At 68.4% G+C, this 18,327-nt stretch carries 20 protein-coding genes; 5 read left to right on the top strand and 15 right to left on the bottom strand.

Annotation, left to right across the window (positions count from 1 at the left end):
- Positions 1 to 182: 182 nt before the first annotated feature.
- From JOF46_RS17320 to dapA, 9 genes are all read right to left on the bottom strand, one after another.
- Entirely contained in the window at positions 183 to 974 is a 792-nt protein-coding gene (locus JOF46_RS17320) for an ABC transporter ATP-binding protein (protein WP_209909347.1), read from the bottom strand.
- Positions 975 to 1,002: 28 nt separating this feature from the next.
- Positions 1,003 to 2,145 carry a FecCD family ABC transporter permease gene (locus JOF46_RS17325; protein ID WP_209909350.1) on the bottom strand — a complete coding sequence of 381 codons (1,143 nt, stop codon included), beginning with the start codon at positions 2,143 to 2,145 and terminating at the stop codon, positions 1,003 to 1,005.
- The gene (locus JOF46_RS17330; RefSeq protein ID WP_209909353.1) at positions 2,145 to 3,380 is read right to left on the bottom strand and encodes an MFS transporter; all 1,236 of its coding nucleotides are present in this window, start codon (positions 3,378 to 3,380) and stop codon (positions 2,145 to 2,147) included. Before JOF46_RS17330 ends, JOF46_RS17325 begins: the two co-directional genes overlap by 1 nt.
- Complete coding sequence (locus JOF46_RS17335; RefSeq protein WP_209909356.1) at positions 3,377 to 4,672, bottom strand: opine metallophore biosynthesis dehydrogenase; 1,296 nt, start codon at positions 4,670 to 4,672, stop codon at positions 3,377 to 3,379. The genes JOF46_RS17330 and JOF46_RS17335 overlap by 4 nt, the downstream gene beginning before the upstream one ends.
- Before the next feature lie 3 nt (positions 4,673 to 4,675).
- Positions 4,676 to 5,521, bottom strand: a complete 846-nt coding sequence (locus JOF46_RS17340) for an SAM-dependent methyltransferase (protein WP_209909359.1) — start codon at positions 5,519 to 5,521, stop codon at positions 4,676 to 4,678.
- Positions 5,514 to 6,437 (bottom strand): histidine racemase CntK family protein, encoded by a 924-nt coding sequence (locus tag JOF46_RS17345; protein WP_209909361.1) that lies wholly within the window; start codon positions 6,435 to 6,437, stop codon positions 5,514 to 5,516. The genes JOF46_RS17340 and JOF46_RS17345 overlap by 8 nt, the downstream gene beginning before the upstream one ends.
- The gene (locus tag JOF46_RS17350) at positions 6,434 to 7,456 is read right to left on the bottom strand and encodes an ABC transporter substrate-binding protein (protein WP_209909364.1); all 1,023 of its coding nucleotides are present in this window, start codon (positions 7,454 to 7,456) and stop codon (positions 6,434 to 6,436) included. The genes JOF46_RS17345 and JOF46_RS17350 overlap by 4 nt, the downstream gene beginning before the upstream one ends.
- 511 nt (positions 7,457 to 7,967) lie before the next feature.
- Entirely contained in the window at positions 7,968 to 9,674 is a 1,707-nt protein-coding gene (locus JOF46_RS17355; protein ID WP_209909367.1) for a ribonuclease J, read from the bottom strand.
- A gap of 15 nt (positions 9,675 to 9,689) precedes the next feature.
- Complete coding sequence (gene dapA / locus JOF46_RS17360) at positions 9,690 to 10,607, bottom strand: 4-hydroxy-tetrahydrodipicolinate synthase (protein WP_209909370.1); 918 nt, start codon at positions 10,605 to 10,607, stop codon at positions 9,690 to 9,692.
- Positions 10,608 to 10,671: 64 nt separating this feature from the next.
- Here dapA and JOF46_RS17365 point away from each other — a divergent pair, with 64 nt between their 5' ends.
- Positions 10,672 to 11,916: a heparan-alpha-glucosaminide N-acetyltransferase domain-containing protein gene (locus JOF46_RS17365; protein ID WP_209909373.1), complete on the top strand. Its 1,245-nt coding sequence runs from the start codon at positions 10,672 to 10,674 to the stop codon at positions 11,914 to 11,916.
- A gap of 69 nt (positions 11,917 to 11,985) precedes the next feature.
- Positions 11,986 to 12,402, top strand: a complete 417-nt coding sequence (locus JOF46_RS17370) for a hypothetical protein (protein ID WP_209909377.1) — start codon at positions 11,986 to 11,988, stop codon at positions 12,400 to 12,402.
- Positions 12,403 to 12,576: 174 nt separating this feature from the next.
- Here the strand turns inward: JOF46_RS17370 and JOF46_RS22590 are convergent, their stop codons facing one another.
- Entirely contained in the window at positions 12,577 to 12,891 is a 315-nt protein-coding gene (locus tag JOF46_RS22590) for a tyrosine-protein phosphatase (RefSeq protein ID WP_342592493.1), read from the bottom strand.
- Positions 12,849 to 13,301 (bottom strand): tyrosine-protein phosphatase, encoded by a 453-nt coding sequence (locus JOF46_RS22595; protein WP_281070108.1) that lies wholly within the window; start codon positions 13,299 to 13,301, stop codon positions 12,849 to 12,851. The genes JOF46_RS22590 and JOF46_RS22595 overlap by 43 nt, the downstream gene beginning before the upstream one ends.
- On the opposite strand from JOF46_RS22595, the gene JOF46_RS17380 reads away from it, so the two are divergent.
- Entirely contained in the window at positions 13,241 to 13,807 is a 567-nt protein-coding gene (locus JOF46_RS17380; RefSeq protein ID WP_209909380.1) for a GNAT family N-acetyltransferase, read from the top strand. The genes JOF46_RS22595 and JOF46_RS17380 overlap by 61 nt on opposite strands.
- A 349-nt stretch (positions 13,808 to 14,156) precedes the next feature.
- Here JOF46_RS17380 and JOF46_RS17385 read toward each other — a convergent pair whose 3' ends face one another.
- Entirely contained in the window at positions 14,157 to 14,642 is a 486-nt protein-coding gene (locus JOF46_RS17385; RefSeq protein WP_209909382.1) for a hypothetical protein, read from the bottom strand.
- Between the two features lie 212 nt (positions 14,643 to 14,854).
- Here JOF46_RS17385 and JOF46_RS17390 point away from each other — a divergent pair, with 212 nt between their 5' ends.
- On the top strand, positions 14,855 to 15,361 hold the full coding sequence (locus tag JOF46_RS17390) for a gluconokinase (RefSeq protein ID WP_245348176.1): 507 nt from the start codon (positions 14,855 to 14,857) through the stop codon (positions 15,359 to 15,361).
- Positions 15,358 to 16,878 (top strand): GntT/GntP/DsdX family permease, encoded by a 1,521-nt coding sequence (locus JOF46_RS17395; RefSeq protein ID WP_245348177.1) that lies wholly within the window; start codon positions 15,358 to 15,360, stop codon positions 16,876 to 16,878. Before JOF46_RS17390 ends, JOF46_RS17395 begins: the two co-directional genes overlap by 4 nt.
- A 66-nt stretch (positions 16,879 to 16,944) precedes the next feature.
- Here the strand turns inward: JOF46_RS17395 and JOF46_RS17400 are convergent, their stop codons facing one another.
- The 3 genes from JOF46_RS17400 to JOF46_RS17410 form a co-directional block, all read right to left on the bottom strand.
- Positions 16,945 to 17,238: a hypothetical protein gene (locus tag JOF46_RS17400; RefSeq protein ID WP_209909388.1), complete on the bottom strand. Its 294-nt coding sequence runs from the start codon at positions 17,236 to 17,238 to the stop codon at positions 16,945 to 16,947.
- Entirely contained in the window at positions 17,235 to 17,615 is a 381-nt protein-coding gene (locus tag JOF46_RS17405) for a DUF952 domain-containing protein (RefSeq protein WP_209909391.1), read from the bottom strand. The genes JOF46_RS17400 and JOF46_RS17405 overlap by 4 nt, the downstream gene beginning before the upstream one ends.
- Positions 17,616 to 17,864: 249 nt before the next feature.
- Positions 17,865 to 18,161, bottom strand: coding sequence for a helix-turn-helix transcriptional regulator (locus tag JOF46_RS17410; protein ID WP_209909394.1), 297 nt, complete (start codon positions 18,159 to 18,161; stop codon positions 17,865 to 17,867).
- Positions 18,162 to 18,327: the final 166 nt, after the last annotated feature.

Consider the following 18,327-nt stretch of genomic DNA (forward strand, 5'->3'; position numbering starts at 1 on the left):
CGCCCGAACCCTGAATTTACACGGTTCGACGGGGAACCGGGGCGCTGGAGAATCGTCACAGCCCGTGCGGGCAACGGCAGGAAAGCCGCCGGCAGGCCCCCGGCGAGGAAGCACTGCCGGCGGCCGGGCGCAGATCGGTGGCGGATGGCTGCCCCGGATGCCGCGGCGGGGCAGCCGGTCGATCAGCCGGCAGCCCCCGCCGGCGCCATGGCCGGCTCATCGGCCATGCTGAAGACCAGCTGCAGGGCGCCGCGCACGGAAACCGGTTCGACGTGGATCCCGTACACCCGCAGCAGCATCTCGGGGGTCAGCACCTCCTCGGGCGTTCCGGTCGCCACCGCCCGGCCATCCTGAAGCATGACCAGCTTCGTGCAGTAGCGCGCGGCCAGGTTCAGGTCGTGCAGCACGACCACGGTCGTGACCCCCAGCTGCCCGACCATGCGCAGCAGCTCGTGCTGGTAGCGGATGTCCAGGTGGTTGGTCGGTTCATCCAGCAGCAGGTGGTCCGCCTGCTGTGCCAGCGTGCGGGCCACCAGCACGCGCTGCTTCTCCCCTCCCGAGAGCGTGGAGTAGCGACGGTCGGCCAGATCCCGGGCGCCGACCCGGGACAGCGCGGCGGCCACCGTGCGGTGGTCCTCGCGGGTGAAGGCGGCCAACGCCTTGCGGTGCGGGGCGCGGCCGAGCAGCACCATGTCCGCGACGGTCACCGGCAGGTCGGTGGGCGTTTCCTGGGCGACGACGGCCACCCGCCGGGCCAGCTCGGTGCCGCGCAATTGCGTGATCGGCTGTTCGTCGAGGACGACCAGCCCGGCCCGCGGGCGCAGGGCCGCGTACAGGGTGCGCAGGAAGGTGGACTTGCCGCTGCCGTTCGGGCCGATCAGCCCGACGACCTCCCCCGGCCCGGCGTGCAGCCCGACGGATTTGACTACCAGGTTCCCGCCGTAGCCGACGGAAACATCGGTGGCTGTGATCATGATTTGGGCCCCCTTGGGCGGTTGGTTGTCATTGGGTCGGGTTCAGCTTGCGCACCAGCACGAAGAGCAGCGGGGCACCGAGCAGGGCGGTGACGATGCCCAGCGGCAGCTCCTGCGGGGCCAGGGCCGTCCGGGCGAGCACGTCGGCCCAGACCAGGAAGATCCCGCCGAGGAGCGCCGCCACCGGCAGCAGCTTGCGGTGCGTGGAGCCCACGCACAGCCGCGCGATGTGCGGGATGACCAGCCCGACGAATCCGATGCCGCCGGAGGCCGCGACCAGCGCGCCCACGCAGAGCGCGGTCACCACCATCACCGCCGCGCGCAGCTTCGCCGGGGAGATCCCCATCGTTTGGGCCGTGGAATCGCCGATGGCCAGCGCGTCCAGCGGGCGGGACCAGAGCAGCAGCAGCGCGGTGGTTCCCGCCACCACCGCCCAGGTGACCAGCGCGGACTGTCCGGTGGCCTGGGTCAGCGAGCCGAGCGTCCAGAAGAGCACCGAGCGGCCCGCGTTGGGGTCGTCGGAGGCGAAGATCAGCAGCGAGGTGAGCGCGTGCAGCACGTAGCCCACGGACACCCCGGCGAGCACCAGCCGGGTGGAGGTCATCTGCGAACCGACCCGGGCGAGCAGGAAGACCGCGATCCCGGCGGCCAGCGCCCCGGCGAAGGCGCTGCCGGCCAGCGAGGCCGAGCCGATGCCGGCCGAGGCCCCGAAGAGGATCGAGGCCGCCGACAGGGTCGAGGCCCCTGAGGTCACGCCCAGCAGGTAGGGTTCGGCCAGGATGTTGCGCGTCAGGGCCTGCAGGGCCACCCCGGCCAGCGCCAGGCCGGCGCCGACGGCGGCGCCCAGCAGCACCCGGGGCACCCGCAGCAGCAGCACGATCGATTCCTCGGCGTCGGTCCAGCTGCCCGTCGGCTGGCCGCCGGACAGGTGCTGGCGGAGGATCCGGAGCACCGTGCCCGCTTCGATGTCCACCGGCCCGAGGCCCACGGCCACCGGCAGGGTGATCAGCAGCGCGGCCAGCAGGCCGGCGAGCCACAGTGCGGTGTGCCGGGTGCGTTGGTCGTGCTCCAGGTCGTCGCCGGAGAAGACCAGCGGCGCCGGGGGGCGTGGTGGTGGTGGTGGTGGTGGTGCGCTGCGCGGTTCGCGGAGCGCGGGGTCCAGCTGGGTCATCAGGGCCTCTTCATGGAGTGGTCGTCGGTTGCGGTGCGCAGGGTGAGCGCGGCACCGAGGGCAAGCAGGGTGAATCCGCCGAGCACCGCGGCCGCGGCCAGGTAGCCCGCCGCGCCCAGCGCCGCCCCGGCGGCCCCCGCACCGAGGAACAACCCCAGGGACATGCCGGCGGCGTTCAGGCTCAGCGCGGTGCCGCGCACCTGCCCGCAGCGGCGCACCAGCAGGGTCATCACCGCTGCGGAAACCACCGCGTGGCTGGCCGAGAGCACCGCGGTGCCCAGCATCGCCAGCGGCAGCACCGGGGAAAGGTACACCCCGAGCAGGGCCAGCAGGCCGGTGCCCAGGGCAATGGCCATCACGGCCCGGGTGCGCCCCTCGGAGTCCTCGGCGTTCAGCATCCGCCCGGCGAGCAGGTGCCCGAGGAAGAAGGATCCTCCGCTCAGGGACCAGACGAAGGCGAACCAGCCGGTGGAGAGCTGGAACCTGTCCGCATACAACGGGGCGAGGAAGGCCAAGTGCCCCATCAGCGCGCCGGCCCGCCCGAAGGAGACCAGCAGCAGGGCCCGCGCCCCGGGGATGGCCGCCAGCGTGCGGAATGCGGCCAGGTATCCCAGCCGCGGGGCCGGCTCTCCCGCGCCGGGGTTGGCGCGGCCGTAGCGCACCAATGCGGGCGCCAGCGCGAGGGAGAGCACGGCGATCGCGATGAGATTGCCCTGCCAGCCCCACCACAGTGCCGGCAGCACCAGCAGCGGCGCCCCCACGGTGGAGGCCAGGGTCTGGGCGGTCATGACCAGGGTGGCGGCACGGCCCGCGGCGGGAGTGGTCCCGAAGCGGTCCGCGGCGGCGGTGGACAGCGCCGGGTAGAGCAGCGCGTTGGCCACGCCGGTGGCCAGGCAGAAGGCCGCCAGCGCGGCCAGCCCGGAGAAGGTCCCGAGCACCGCGGCGATGCCCAGCAGCACGAGGGCGGCGGCGGCCACGCGGCCCGGGGCGATGCGCCCGATCAGCGGGGCCAGCGCGACGCCGGTGAGCACCGCGCCGACCCCTGCCAGCCCGCGCAGGGAGCCGACCTCTGCATAGCCGGCCCCGGCCCAGTCGGCGATCGGCACCAGGAAGGTGCTCAGCACGGTGAAGGGCAACAGGCCCACGGCCGAGGCCAGCAACGCCGGCCAGATCTCGGCGATGATCAGCCGTTCGCCGAGCAGCTTTTCGGTGGTGTCCGCTTCGGCCTGGCTCATGCCGCACACCCGATCCCGGCGCGGATCATGCCCAGGTCCTCGCCGAAGTCCTGCACGGTAAAGGCCGCGGAGCGCGGCTGGCCGGCAAGCCCCTGGGCCGCCTGCGTGAGCGCGTCCTCGTAGGCGTCCAACAGGTCATCGATCGTCGGGCAGGGAACCTCCAGGTGCCGGGCCACGCCCTGGATGATCTTGGTGCGGTAGTAGTCTTCCTTCGGCATCCGCGGCACGTCCCAGTGGCCCGAGTCGTTGCGGAAGATCGGCCGGATGGGGATGGCCGAGAAGTCGAAGTACCTCCCGTCCGCGCTTGGTTCGGAGAAGGGGTCCACCAGCAGCGAGGCGTAGCGCACGTAGACGAGGTACTCCTGGTGGATGGCCGGCAGCTGCTCGAACGCGGCCACGTCGGCCGGGTCGATGCTCTGCGGGTGCACCGGGTAGCCGTCGTGGAGCATGAAGGACAGCAGGTTGACTCCCCTCCCGCCCAGCGCGGCGACGATGGCAGAAAGCTCCCGCCACTGCTCGACCATGGTGTGGATCATCAACGGGGTGACGGGCCCCTCGGGGTAGAGCTTGTAGACGTACCGCGGCGGCTGCCCCGCGGCGAACACGGCGCGCAGCGCGACCTCGTTCATGAACAGCGCCGGATGCACGTACAGGGAGATGTTCCGTGCCTCGGCCTCCGCCGGCAGGCCGAGGATCTGCAGCTCGGTGCCCGCCGCTTCATGCACCGCGCGCAGCCGCCGGAGACCGGGCGAGGCGCCGCGGCTTGACCCGGCGTAGATGCGGGCCTTGGCCCCGGCGGTCAGCACCGAGGCGCCCGGGGTGCCCTCCGGCCAGCGGGTGTCGCCCAGGTAGCTGGAGAAGCTGACGACCTCGGGATCCGCTCCCTGCGCCCTGGCGTACTCGCGCACCAGGGACCCGGAGCCCAGGGTGGGCGAGAGCAGCACGATGCGCTCGAAACCGCGGAGCACCTCGCCCGCCAGCTGGCGCAGCACCGGGAGGTAGGCGTCCGCGGTGACCGTGAGCACCAGGGTGTCCCACCTCCCGGCCACGGATCCGTATCCGCGGAATCGCTGCTCGATCCGGCACTCCCCCGCCAGCGCGGCGTGGCCGGCGTTCTGCACCTCGGCCCGGACGGTGCCGGCGTTGGCCTCCAACGCGGCGAAGAACGCCGCGGAACGCCCGGACTCGCGCCCCGCGATGCCCAGTTCCCCGGGCAGCCGCCCGAGCAGCACGGCGCTTTGCACCGCCACCGGGCCGGTCCCGGCAATGAGGATGTTTCCCAATTCGTCCATCTGCTAAACGTCTTTTCTTGTCGGGCGCTGCTTCATGTACAGCGCGATATCGAACACCTGGTCGGGCCGGCGGATGGTGTCGGCCAGGCGCCAGCGCGCCGGGTCGACCTCCTGCATCGGGTAGTTGAACAGCGATTTCAGCCCGTCCCCGAAGCGCATGGCCACCACGACGTCCTCGCGGGTCAACCCATGCACCTGGTGCAACAACTCGTATTTCACCGGCACCGTGGAGCTGAACACGATGTGGGTGGCCGCGGAAATGAAGTCCAGCTCGTGGATCGCGGTCCCCTCCAGCCCGATGTCCAGGCCTTCGCCCAACAGGGCCACGACCCGGCGCCCGAGCGCAATGGACTCGGCATCGATGTCGATCCCGAGCGTGGACGCCCCTGTGCGCGCGGCGACGTTCAGCAGCGTCATCGGGAAGGATCCCGAGCCGACGAGCAGCAGCTTCGAGTCCTTGGTCGGTGCGACGGCCCCGAATTCCTCGACGATGCAGGATTCGATATTGGCGAAGTAGCCCTCCGCTCCCGATTCACCCTCCAGCAGGCGCAGCGCGCGGTACTTCTCGATGACTGCCACGCAGCGCGCCGACTGCGTGCGCAGCCCGTCCACCAGCTCGGCCGTGCCGGGCGCCGCGGCGAGTTGCGCAAAGGAGGCCTCGTTGCCCGGGTCGGTGACGAAGCGCGAGTAGTCGGCCAGCAGCTCTTCGAGCTCGCCGGCGTGCCGGGTCGAGCCGTCGTACCCGTTGGCGGCCGAGGCAAAGCGGCGCAGGTAGCCACGCAGCGTGCCCGGCAGGCCCTGGGCGGTTCCGCCAAGCGGCGCCGAAGTGTCGATTGCCGGTTCAGCCATGGATGTATGCCGTCCCTTCGGCCACGATGGCAACCTGCCCGGTGACCCGCAGCCCGGTCACTTTTCCGGAGCCGTAGTCGGCGTGGACGTACATGGTGCCGCCGGGCTGGCGCACGGCGGCGGACACCGGTGCCTGGGCCTTCGCGGCCAGGTAGGCCCCGAGCGAGGCGGTTCCCGAGCCGCAGCTTCCCTCCCACACCAGGCTGCCCAGTGCGGGGACGTTGACCAGCGGAGCCAGCTCGCCACGCACCGGGTCGTAGAGCATCACCCCGACCACGGACACGTCTTCGCTGTTCCCCAGCTGCACGGCCACCTGCTCGGCGCGCTCGCGCAGCACCGCATCGTGCCCGGAGCACTCGATGACCAGGTGCACCGCATCCGCATACCGCACCATGGCGGCACCCGAGGGGGCGCCCGGGAACGGGTGCGGATCGATCCGGATCGGCAGCGGACCGGCCAGCTCGCAGCGGTAGCCCGAGCCATGGCGTTCGACACGGCAGTCCAGCAGGTCCGCGGCCCCCGAGGCCTCCAGCCGGAGCTCGACGGGGCCCTCCAAGCTCAGCGTGGCGGTGTGGAGCGCGGCCAGCGCCATGGTGGCGTTGGCGCAGAACTCGTCCCCCGCCATGTGCAGGCGCGCCTGTGCCTCGGGCGATTCCGGGGGCAGGACGAACCCGACCTGCTCGGCGTGCACATGCTCGGCGCGCAGCAGCTGGTCGGCGATGGCGCGGTAGTGCCACTCCGGGTGCCTGCTGGTCACCAGCAGGGTGGTGTTGCAGGTCGGGCTCAGCTTGACGAAGTCGACCTCGGTGGAGCCCCCGGACATGGCGTGGCGCGGCCGGCCCGGTGCGGGCACCGCCTGTGCGCGCGGCCGTCCGGCGGGGCGCGCGGGCCGGCGCAGCTGCGTCGGCTGGCTCAAGGGGTGGCCAGCTTTTCGGCGAGCAGTTCCACCCCGTCAACGGCCAGCGGACCGGGCGAGGAATAGTAGTAGTTCAGCGGCACCACGGCCGCGTCGTCGTTGACCGCCTCAAGGCCATCGAGCTCGGGCCTCTCGCGTAGCTCTTCGAGCACGTCCCGGTCGGTTTCCATCGCCGAGGATCCGGTGGGCAGGTACATCGCGAAGACCTTGTCGGCCGCGCTGGCGACCAGCTCCTCCGTGGACGGTTCGAAGTAGCGCTTGGGCACCTTGCTGAACACGTTCTCCAGGCCCAGCAGTGACATCTGCTCCGAGACCAGCGACTCGTGCCCGTAGGACCCCAGGGTGCCGGCGGTCGGCACGTACAGGGAGAGCGCGCGTTGCCCCGCCCCCTCGTCGATGCGATCCGCTGCCGCCGCGACGCGGTCCCGCATGTCCTGGACGGCTCCGGCTGCCACCTGCTGGGTCCCGAACAGGCGGCCGTAGGACTCGACGTCCCGGTAGATCTGGTCGAATCCGCTCAAGCCGCCGGTGGAGCGTCCCTCGAAACCGGCGCAGTAGCCGCTCACCGTCAGCATCTGCACCCCGGCCTGGTTGAGGCGGTCCGCGAGGGAATCGAGGTCAACCCCCGCCGCGATGTCGGTGCCGATGACAACGTCGGCTCCCGACCCGAGGATCATCTCGTAGGAGACGTCGTGCGAGTCTTCGGTAACACGTTCGGCCGCATCGACCACGGCCTTCGTCGCCGCGTCGAAGGGCACTTCCAGGCTGCCCGCGTAGTGCGTCAGCTTGTCGCCCGCACCGGCGGCAACCAGCAGCGCCGGCGCCTCCGATCCGACCGCGAGCACCCGCTGCGGTGGCGAGTCGAACACGACCTCCCGGCCGCAGCTGTCCAGCTTGATCGGACCGGCTGTCGCGTCAGTCGGGGCGCTGATTGCCGAGCCGGCGGGGGCACTGCAGGCAGTTGCGACCGCCAATATGACGGCGGGCATGACAACCATCCAGGGATTGATTTTTCTCATTGATTACTACTCCATGTTCGGTGGCCAGGGTTGCGACGCTTAGTCGCCGGGGACACTTCCGGCCAGCACCCCCCAAACACTAATGAGAATCATTATCAATTGTCAAGACGAAGACAAGGACTCTCGCCCAGGTTCCCGCAGGTCAGCCGCGGTTGCCGAGATGGCTTGCCCGCGTCACGCGGTTCCCCATCGGGCACAGGCAGCGAACCGGCGATGGCGACACCCGCGAAGACACCACCCCACACGCCACGTCCCATTCGAAGGGGCCGCAGGAGGAAGAGGACATCGTCCTTGAGGAGGCGACCGTACGGGCAGTTGGCCCGGATATGTCATGGCGCGCCGGCAGCCGGGGTCTCGGGTGCAATTCGTTGGCCTGCAAAGCCATGGACGCGGCCGCCTCCACGCAGGCCGACCGGGAGTCCGGGCGTGCTCAAGGGCAGGACGCCAAGCACCGCTTAAACCAAGGAATCCCCAGCCACCTTGCGGTGGCTGGGGATTCCTTGCCCAGGGCTTAGGCCTCGAGCACGACCGGGACGATCATGGGCTTGCGGCGCAGCTTGCGCGACACCCACGAACCGATGACCCGGCGGACGATCTGCTGCAGCTGGGCCGTGGTGTGCGTCGGGTTGTTGCGCACCGCGTCCTCGATGGCTTCGGCGATCTTCGGCTTGATCTCGTCAAAGACGTTGTCGTCCTCGGCCACGCCGCGGGCGTGGATCTCGGGTCCGGAGATCAGCTTGCCGGTCTGGCGGTTGATCACCGAGATGATCGAGATGAAGCCCTCTTCGGCCAGCGTGACGCGGTCCTTGAGGTCTTCGTCGGTGATGGTGCCGACCTTGGAGCCGTCCACGTACACGAACCCGCAGTCGACCTGGCCCACGAGCTTGGCCACGCCGTCCTTGAGGTCAACGACCGAGCCGTCCTCGGTGAGCAGCACGTTCTCCGCCGGCACGCCGGACTGGGCGGCCAGGCGGGCGTTGGCGATCAGGTGGCGGGTCTCGCCGTGCACCGGCATGACGTTCAGCGGCTGCAGGATGTTGTAGCAGTACAGCAGCTCGCCGGCCGAGGCGTGGCCCGAAACGTGGATCTTGGCCATGCCCTTGTGGATCACGTCGGCGCCCAGGCGCATCAGGCCGTTGATCACGCGGAACACCGAGTTTTCGTTGCCCGGGATCAGCGAGGAGGCCAGGATGACGGTGTCGCCCGGGCCGACCTGGATGCGGTGGTCGCCGGTGGCCATGCGCGAGAGCGCGGCCATCGGCTCGCCCTGCGAACCGGTGGACATCAGCACGATCTTGTTGTCCGGCAGCTTGTCGACGTTCTTCATGTCCACCAGGATCCCGGCGGGGATGTGCAGGTAGCCAAGCTTCTCGGCGATGGTCATGTTGCGCACCATGGAGCGGCCGATGAAGGCGACCTTGCGGCCGTGCACCTGGGCGGCGTCGATGACCTGCTGCACGCGGTGCATGTGCGAGGAGAACGAGGCGACGATGATGCGCTTGCGCGCACGGCCGAAGAGGGCCTCGAGCACCGGGCCGATTTCCTTCTCGGCGGTGGTGAAGCCCGGGACGTCCGCGTTGGTGGAGTCGGGCATGAACAGGTCAACGCCCTCGTCTGCCAGGCGGGCGAAGTGGCGCAGGTCGGTGATGCGGCCGTCCAGCGGCAGCTGGTCCATCTTGAAGTCGCCGGTGTGCAGTACGTTGCCTGCATCCGTGCGGATGAACACGGCAAGCGCGTCCGGGATCGAGTGGTTGACGGCAATGAATTCGGTCTCGAACGGGCCGAAGGTCTCCACGTCGCCCTCGACGACCTGGCGCAGCACCGGCTTGATGCGGTGCTCCTCCAGCTTGGCCGAGATCAGCGCGAGGGTCAGTCGCGAGCCGATCAGCGGGATGTCCCCGCGCAGGCGCAGAAGGTACGGTACGGCACCGATGTGGTCCTCGTGGCCGTGCGTGAGCACGAGGCCGACGACGTCATCGAGGCGGTCCTTGATGTAGCTGAAATCGGGCAGGATGACGTCCACGCCCGGCTGGTGCTCCTCGGGGAAGAGCAGTCCGCAGTCGACGATCAGCAGCTTGCCGTCGATTTCGAAGACGGCCATGTTCCGCCCGATCTCGCCCAGGCCACCGAGCGGCACGATGCGCAAGGTGCCCGGCTTGAGCTTGGGCGGAAGGTTGTGGAGCACCGTATCGGTGACCACTGAAGAGGAATCGGTCATGAATGAGTTACCTTTCTAGATCTCCCATCCGCCCTCGCGCAAATCGGTGCGGATGGTTTCGAGTTCCGTTTCCGACGGTGCCACAAGCGGCAGCCGGACCACGGTGTTCGGCAGGACTCCCTGCCAGTTAAGAATGTGTTTTGCCGCGACGGCGCCCTGGACGTGGCTCATCACCGCGCGCTGGATCGGGTCCAGCTCGAAGTGGGCGGCACGTGCGGTGGCCAGGTCCCCGGCGAGCATCGCGTCAACCAGGATGCGGTACTTGGCCGCTGCCACGTGCGCGGTCACCGAGACCACGCCGACCGCTCCGGCCGCCATCAGCGGCAGGGTCAGTCCGTCGTCGCCCGAGTACACGTCCAGATCGGTGTTCGCCAGGACGGTGGTGGTGGACTGGTAGTCGGCTTTCGCGTCCTTCAGCGCCACGATCTTCGGGTGCTTGGACAGCGCAATGATGGTTTCGGGGGCAATCGCAATTCCGGCGCGGCCCGGGATGTCGTAGAGCATCACCGGCAGCTCGGTGGCCGAGGCGATGGCCTCGAAGTGGGCCTGGATGCCGGCCTGCGAGGGCTTGTTGTAGTACGGGGTGACGATCAAAAGTCCGTCGACGCCGATTTCGGCGGCGCGCTTGGACAGCTGGATCGAGTGGGCGGTGTCGTTGGTGCCGGTGCCGGCAATGACCTTGCAGCGGTCCCCGACGGCGTCCTTCACGGCCTTGAACATGCCGAGGTTTTCCTCGTCGGTCAGCGTGGAGGTTTCCCCGGTGGTGCCGGTGACGACCAGCCCGTCGCAGCCGTCGTCGACAAGCTTGGTGGCCAGCTTCGCGGCCGACTCGTAGTCGACCTCCCCGTTTTCCTTGAAGGGAGTCACCATCGCGGTGAGCACCGTTCCGAAGGTGTAGTTCTTGCCCGGGGTATGCAACGCAGTTTCAGCCATGACTACTAGATTACCCTTTGGACCCTTCAAGGTTTGATTCGACGCATGCGTTTAGGCTGTAACTATGACGCAATTCTCCACCCCGGGCGCCGCCGCACGCGCCCATTCGGCCTCCGGGCGCGGTGCGCGCACCCGGATCGCGGGTGTCGATGCGGCGCGCGGCCTGGCGCTGCTGGGGATGGTTGCGGTGCACATCATGCCGCTGCGGATCATCTCGGCCGAGGGCGCAGCGGCACCCTCGTGGGCCGCCACGCTGTTTTCCGGGCGGGCCTCGGCCCTCTTTGTGGTGCTGGCCGGGGTCGGGCTCGCACTGCTGTCCGGCGGCGCGGCGAAGATCGGCGCACCGAAGCTGGCCGGGGTCAGGAGGAGCGTGGCCGTGCGGGCGGTGCTGATCTTCGTGATCGGCCTGGGCCTGGGGATCCTGGACACCAACGTGGCGGTGATCCTGGTGCACTACGGGGTGCTCTTCGCCTGCGCGATCCCGTTTTTGAACATGCGGGCCAGGACGCTGGGCTTCTGGGCCGCCGGCTGGCTGTTGCTCTCCCCCTTGGCGCTGTACCTGCTGCGCCCCTGGCTTTCCGGGGTGCTCGAGCCCTTCCGGCTGGGCGCCTCCCCGCTGCCGGAAGACCTGCTCACCCCGGCGGTGTTCGCCGCCGATGTGCTGGTCACCGGCTACTACCCGGTGATCGTGTGGTTCGGCTTCATCCTGGCCGGGCTGTGCGTGGGGCGCCTTGGATTGGCCCGCCCGCCGGTGGCGCTGGCCATCGGGGCCGCCGGGGCCGTGCTGGCGGTGGGTGCCAAGGCGCTTTCCGCGTGGCTGCTGGCCCAGCCCGGAGCCATGGCTTCGTTGGCCAAGGCCACGGACCTGGGACGAAATGAATTCTCGGTGGCGATGGTGACGGGCCAGCGGCTGGGCGGGGCCTTGGACACGCCCTGGTTCCTGGCCGTGTCCGCACCGCACACCGGCGCACCGCTGGATGTGCTGCATGTGGTTGGCTGCGCACTGGCGGTGCTGGGCGCGGTGCAATTGGTGTGCCTGGCATTCACCGCGCTGCTTGGCTCGGTCGGCGAGATGCTGTTGTGGCCGCTGACCGGTGCCGGGGCGGCAACGCTCACGCTGTATTCGGCGCACCTGGTGGGCCTGGACCTGTTCAGCGATGTTTCCGCCCCGCTGCCCCGCACCAGCCTGTTCATCATCTACGCGGTCGCTTGCCTGCTGGCCGGGCTGGTCTTCAAGTTCCTGGGCCGGCGCGGCCCGCTCGAGGCGCTGGTGCATTCGGTGTCGCGGACGCTGGGACGCGCCACGTAGCACCGCCCCGCGATTGTTGATGAGGGACCCAGCGGCAGACGGCAAGGCCTTCTGGCAAGATAAGCCGTGATGAGATCCACGACCGAGGCACCAGATGCAATGAACCACGATTCCCGCCGGGTACCCGGTGATCCGCTGAGCACCCATGAACGTGCCCTGCTGGAGCTCCTGTGCTCGGGCACTTGGCACGGAACCATCGAGGCCCGCCGGCAGCTGGCCCACGCCCGCTGGGGCGGTCTGGAATTCGATGACTGCGAATGCTTCCTTGTCGTTGTGCCCGAGGACCTGGATCTTCCAAGAATCCCCAAGCGATCGGGCGGGCCGTTTTCGACCGTGGAGGTCCACGATGGAGAATCCGCCCTGGGCCACCTGAACCTCTGGTCGGTGGACGGACTCCTGCATTCGGTGGACTACATGACGTTCGACGCCCCGGATGAGCATCTCCCCGCCGTCGAGCTGCTCGGCGACGGACCGTTCAAAGGCTGAACCGGGCCGCGGCTACGGTCGGGCTGCGGGCCGAACATCGGACCGTACGACGCGATCGGTCACAGCCACCAGTTGCCGGGCCTCCGGCGGCCAATCGCCCACCGTGTTTCGCCGAGCTTCTCGACGCCGGTTCGCAGCACGCGCGCCCCGGTCGTTGGAATCGTAATCGAGCCGCTACGGGTCAACCAGCAGCGAGCGCAAAGATTCCCGCGTCGCCGTGTCCACCCCCAGCACATCGAAGATTTCCTGGACTCCCCCGGCAACCTCTCTCAACATCGGGAGCTTGTCCACCAACCAGGAATCGACCGTGTTTCGGGTCCATTCGGCCTGCTGGTCGATCGTGGGTGAATGGTTCGCGACACCGGCCATGGCACGGACGGAGGCGGCGTAGTCGGCGGCGACGAGCATGGGATCCACCCCGGCGTTGCCCAGAAGCAAGGCGGAGATCATCCCGGTGCGGTCCCGCCCCGCACTGCAGTGGACCAGCACGCCCGGGGTGGCTGTGGCAATGGCTCGAGTGCCGCCCGCACCAGGTGCGGCTGCAGGCGCCAGTTGTGGCTCCAGTATTCGGGGGAATCCAGGATCGGGAAACACGTCTCCCGGAACGCGGGGTCTTCGTGGTCCTCGGTCGGCACGTGCCGGATCGTGATCCCGGCGAGCGCCTCGGCTGGAACCACCGGGTCCGTGGTTTGGGCTCCGGTCTCGTAGTCACAGCGCAGGTCCACGATCGTGGCCAGCCCCCATTGCCGAGCCGCGTTCCAGCCCTCTTCATCCAGGCGTTCACGGCGCGGACCTCGTGCGAGCCGCCCCGGAATTGTCGCTCCGCCACCGGCAAGCGATGTCGGCAACCCACCCAGGTCCCTGGCATTGGGGTAGCCGCCCCATGCAAGTCCAGTCATCCAGCCACTTTACGACGCTCTGCGTTCGCGATCCTGAACCACGGGCGCATCCCTGCGTCCGGCCAGCGAGGCACGGTGCGGATATCGTGCGGGGGCTCTGCGCGCAGGACCCGCCGCCCGGGGTGCTCGCCTACGACGGCTCGGACGTGGTGGGCTGGGCGGGTGTGCACCCGCGGGCCGACACGGCGCTGGCGCGCAGCCGCACGATCCCTCACGTCGATGAGCTCGATGTCTGGTCGGTGTGGTGCATCCGGGTGCGGGCCGAGCACCGCGGCCAGGGCATTTCCCACGCTCTACTTGCCGGGGCGGTGGAATTCGCCCAGGGATACGGCGCCCCGGCAATCGAGGGATACCCGCTGGACAACCAAGGCGGCAAGGCAGATCGCACCTCCGCGAATGTCGGCACCCGTGCCCTTTTCGGACGGGCGAGATTCGCTAAGGCCGCCGACACCGGCTCGGTTGTGGGCGGGTTTCCGCGCGTGCTGATGCGTCTGGACCTGCGCTGACGATGCGAGGGAATCATGTCAGAGGCTGGTGACCGGGGCGCCCACGTCGAAATACCCTTCGGCCGGGACGACCCCGAGCCGCTCGCAGGGCAGCGCTCCGGGGTTGCCCGCCTCGACTTTGGGGCTGATGGCGGGCGGGCCCCCGATGCCATCGGGCCCGTGCTTGGGGGAAATGCCGGTGTCGTGATCAGCACGGCGACGCCGTCGACCGGTCACCCTCCCCCGGGGAAACGCTTGACCCGTTCCCCCTGATTCCCCGCTGACGCATCTTGCGACCCGGCGCCGGACATTCGGGCGAGGGCAGTCCTGTGTTTCGAGCGCCAGTGGGCTGCTCGGCCGAGGCGGGCCGTCACCCTGGCACCGACGCGGCGCCGCGGACGGTGAGCGGGCTCTGGACCGACAGGGAAATCCGGCGATCGTCGTCGGCGGCGGGCCGCAGGATCTGCACGATCCACTCGCCGTCCGGATCGGCGAGACGGTAGACCGTGACAAATGGCATCGATCCGCCCTGGTCGACCGTCGGCTCCGCCGTCCAGCGCTGGTCCAGGAGGGAGGTGCCGACCGCGTCGGCCGCCTCGGCCGGGGTCGTCCCGGTGGCCACCACGACGGTCGACCAGGTCGTCCAGAAGGCGGTGTCGCGCTCCGGACCGCGCAACAATTCGGGCTCGCCGAACTGCGGCCGGGAGGTCATGCGGACCTCGAATGCGCCGTTCCTCGGCACGTGCGCGAGCATCCCCTCATGGATCTCCTCGGCGCGGTCCTCGTACTGATCAAGCCGGCTCTCCACGGCCGATGTCGAACACCCCGCGAGTGCCGCAGCCACCATGATGATCACGCCCAGCCCGACCCCACGCCACCTCCGCATGCCACCAAGGTAGCATTCGAAGGATCCTCTCCGCCCCACATTGGTTGCATGGATCGCACGCTGCATCGGTCCGGAAACACATCCCCGGCGCTACTACTGACTTTGGGTGATTGCGGTGCCATCATGGCCATATGGGCGGCACTGGTGCGACAGTAGGGAACGATCCACGGGTATTGGTTCTCATGGGCGTCTCGGGTTGCGGGAAGACCACGGTTGCCGCATTGCTGGCCGGCCGTTTCGGCTGGGAGTTCGAGGAGGGCGACTCGCTCCACCCGCAGTCGAACGTTGAGAAGATGCACGCCGGGCACCCGCTGACCGACGAGGACCGCTGGCCGTGGCTGGCCAAGGTCGCGGACTGGATCGAGGCGGAGCTCGATGCGGGCAAGCACGGGGTCGTCACCTGCTCGGCCTTGAAGCGTTCCTACCGCGAGGTGCTCAACCGGCGGGGCACCGGGGTCGTGTTTGTCTACCTGGCCGGGACTCCGGAGCAGATCGGCGCCCGCCTGGCCGCACGGCAGGGCCACTTCATGCCGGCTAGCCTGCTGGCGAGCCAGTTCGCCGACCTCGAGGAGCCGGGCGAGGACGAACCTGCCATCCGCGTCGACATCGGTGAAGCACCGCGGCACATCGTCCAAGCCATCGTCGATGACTTGGGTCTTGGATCTCCTACCCCTTTGGACAGAACATGAACACCTTCAGCACGGGCGTGGCCATTCTTGCCGACGCCGCCTCCGACAAGATGCACGAGCCCTGGGCTGCACACGACACCCAGGTTTTGGTCGTTGCCCTGCTGGGCATCGCACTGGTGGTGGTGCTGATCATCTGGGCCAAGATGCATGCCTTCCTGGCGCTGACCATTGCCTCGCTGCTGGTCGGGGTGTTCTCCGGGATCCCGCTGGCCGATGTCACCAAGTCCTACGAGACCGGCGTGGGCGGGGTGCTGGGCTACGTGGGCGTGCTGATTGCCCTCGGCGCCATGCTGGGCAAGCTGCTGGGAGATTCCGGCGGGGCCGACAAGATCGTCGACACGCTGCTGCACGGCTCCAAGGCTTCGCTGCCGTGGAAGATGGCGCTGATCGCCGGGATCATCGGCATCCCGATGTTCTTCGAGGTCGGGCTGGTGCTGCTGGTTCCCGTGGTGATGCTGGCTGTGCATCGGTCCAAGGGCCCGGCCATGCTGCTGGCGATCCCGGCGCTGGCGGGCCTCTCGGTGCTGCACGGGTTCATCCCACCGCACCCCGGACCCGTGGCGGCGGTCGGCATCCTCAATGCCGACATCGGCATCACCCTGGCATTCGGCCTGATCATCGCCGTCCCCACGGTGGCGATCTGTGGCCCGCTCTTCGGCAGGCTGGCCGCCCGCTGGGTCCCCATCGGGCCCGCCGGCGCCGGCCTGGCCTTCGTCGGGGCCGGGGCCTCACCCGCAGCCGGAGCGCAGCCCCAGGCCGGCGCCGCGATCTTCCATCCGGGCAAGCACGCCTCCGGCGAAGCGCTGGAACCCGAGACACCCCAAGCGGCGTCCACGCCCGGGGCCACTCGTGTCCCCTCCTTTGGCTGGACCCTGGCCACGGTTCTCTCCCCCGTGTTCCTGATGTTGCTGCGTGCCGCGGCCGACTTGTGGGTCTCCCCGGACACCGCCTTGTACAAGGGCCTGAACATCATTGGCGACCCGGTGGTGGCCCTGCTGATCGCGGTGTTGCTGGCCATGGTCACCTTCGGCACCTCGGTGGGCTTCACCGCGAAGGTGCTGGGCAAGAAGATCGGCGAAAGCCTGCTGCCGATCGTGGGCGTCATGCTCATCGTGGGCGCCGGCGGCGGCTTCAAGCAGGTGCTGGTGGACGGCGGCACCAGCACGGCGATCGGCAAGGTCGCGGTGGCGTTGAGCCTCTCGGCGCTGGTGCTGGGCTGGATCGTTGCGGTGCTGATCCGTGTGGCCACCGGCTCGGCAACCGTCGCCACGGTGACGGCGGCCGGCATCGTCGCCCCGCTGGCCGCGGGCCTTCCCCCGGCCCAGCTGGCCCTGGTGGTCCTGGCCGTCGGTGCCGGGTCGCTGTTCTTCTCCCACGTGAACGACGCGGGGTTCTGGCTGGTCAAGGAATACTTCGGGTTGAGCATTTGGGAAACCATCAAGACCTGGTCGGTGATGGAAACCTTGATTTCCGTTGTCGGCTTGCTGGGCGTATTGCTGCTTTCGGTGTTTGTCTGAACTTTTGGCAGCTACGGGCCGCAAGCATGCTGCTTCCCCGGCTGGGCCCAGCCTCGTTCCGCTGGACTATGGACCGGAAACAAGCGTGATGGTCTGCAGCAGGCCAGGAACGAGCACCAGCCCCAGGACGCCCGAGGCGATGGCCCAGCCGAGTCGCCCCGCGCGGTGGGCGAGCCAGGCGCCCACCAGTCCAAGAATCACCGGTACGACCATGAACCATGCAGGCAGCAGTGCCCCGGTTCCGTTCCAGTCCGGCAGCAACAACGTGATGGCCAGGGCGAGAAGCATCAGGATCCAGGTGGCCAGCGGCTTTCCATTGCGGCTGGAAACACCGTTGGCCTCTGGCTGCTGCGCGCTCACGGAGTGGCTCCTCGCGCACCTTCGAGGCCCGGTACCGATAGTGTCCCGCCAATCATGGCCGCCGGGCGCGTGGCCCGGACCCACTCGATCTTCAATTCGCTGTAGAGATGCGGAAACATTTCCCCGTTGCCGCCGTCCTCGAAGCGGATCGCGGTACCCGCGGCCGCAATAGCGGTTGCGTCCAGCTCCAGCACCACCAGGTCGCCGGTGTAGTCGGCGTAAATGAAGGAGGCGACCACCGGAAGCTGCTCCGGGAGCGAGCAATGGATGAAGCCTACCTCCGCAAGCGATGCGCCACGGGTCGATTGCCGGTATGCGCCTTGGGCTTGGGCAGCTTCCCAGTCCTGAAGCCGGGCCAGATGCAGGATGGTCGTCATGTCCCCATGATATCTTCGTGGGCTCCAACGGTCCGAGCCAAGGAGCTCGAGGGATCTTGCGGTTGCCCCACGCAGCACCTCGAGAGCACCGACGGTGCCCCTATGGTTGTCAATCCAATTCGCCCGGCAGGAGTCATTGCGTGCATTCATCGGTTTGGGAGTCCTTCACGGAACACCCTGGGCTGGCTGTTGCCATCGTCGCAAAGGACAATCCGTCACCCACAGGTTTGTGTGACAAATTTTGTCGTTCTAGGCGAGCTTGAGTTCCTTGCCGAAGGCCTTCGCCATTTTGGTTGCAGTGGCAATGGTCGGATTCGCCGCGCCCCGTTCGATTCGACTGATCTCAGATTGCTGCAATCCCGTCAGTTCGGCAACGTGCGCTTGGCTCCAATGCCTTTCACTGCGCAATGTCGCGAGTTGCCTGCCGAAAGCAATCTGAGCGTCTACATCTTCCTTGAAGTCCGTGGAAGCGCTCTCGTAGACCTTATGGTCGACCTCGGACCAGGATTCTTGAGCTCTACGCGCGAGGTCTCGAAAATTTTCCATCTTCAACTCCCTGAAAATATGGGTTATCACCCATACTTCAATCCTGCGTTACTGCCCGTAACAAGGCAACTCTTGCCGCTCTTCTTCCACGCATCATGAAGCTGGCGTGCCACTTTGATTTCCTTCGTTTGGCGCTTCTTGCTTGCGTCCTTGCCTTTGTCGTATC

Source organism: Paeniglutamicibacter psychrophenolicus (assembly GCF_017876575.1).
In the GTDB taxonomy this organism is placed as follows: domain Bacteria; phylum Actinomycetota; class Actinomycetes; order Actinomycetales; family Micrococcaceae; genus Paeniglutamicibacter; species Paeniglutamicibacter psychrophenolicus.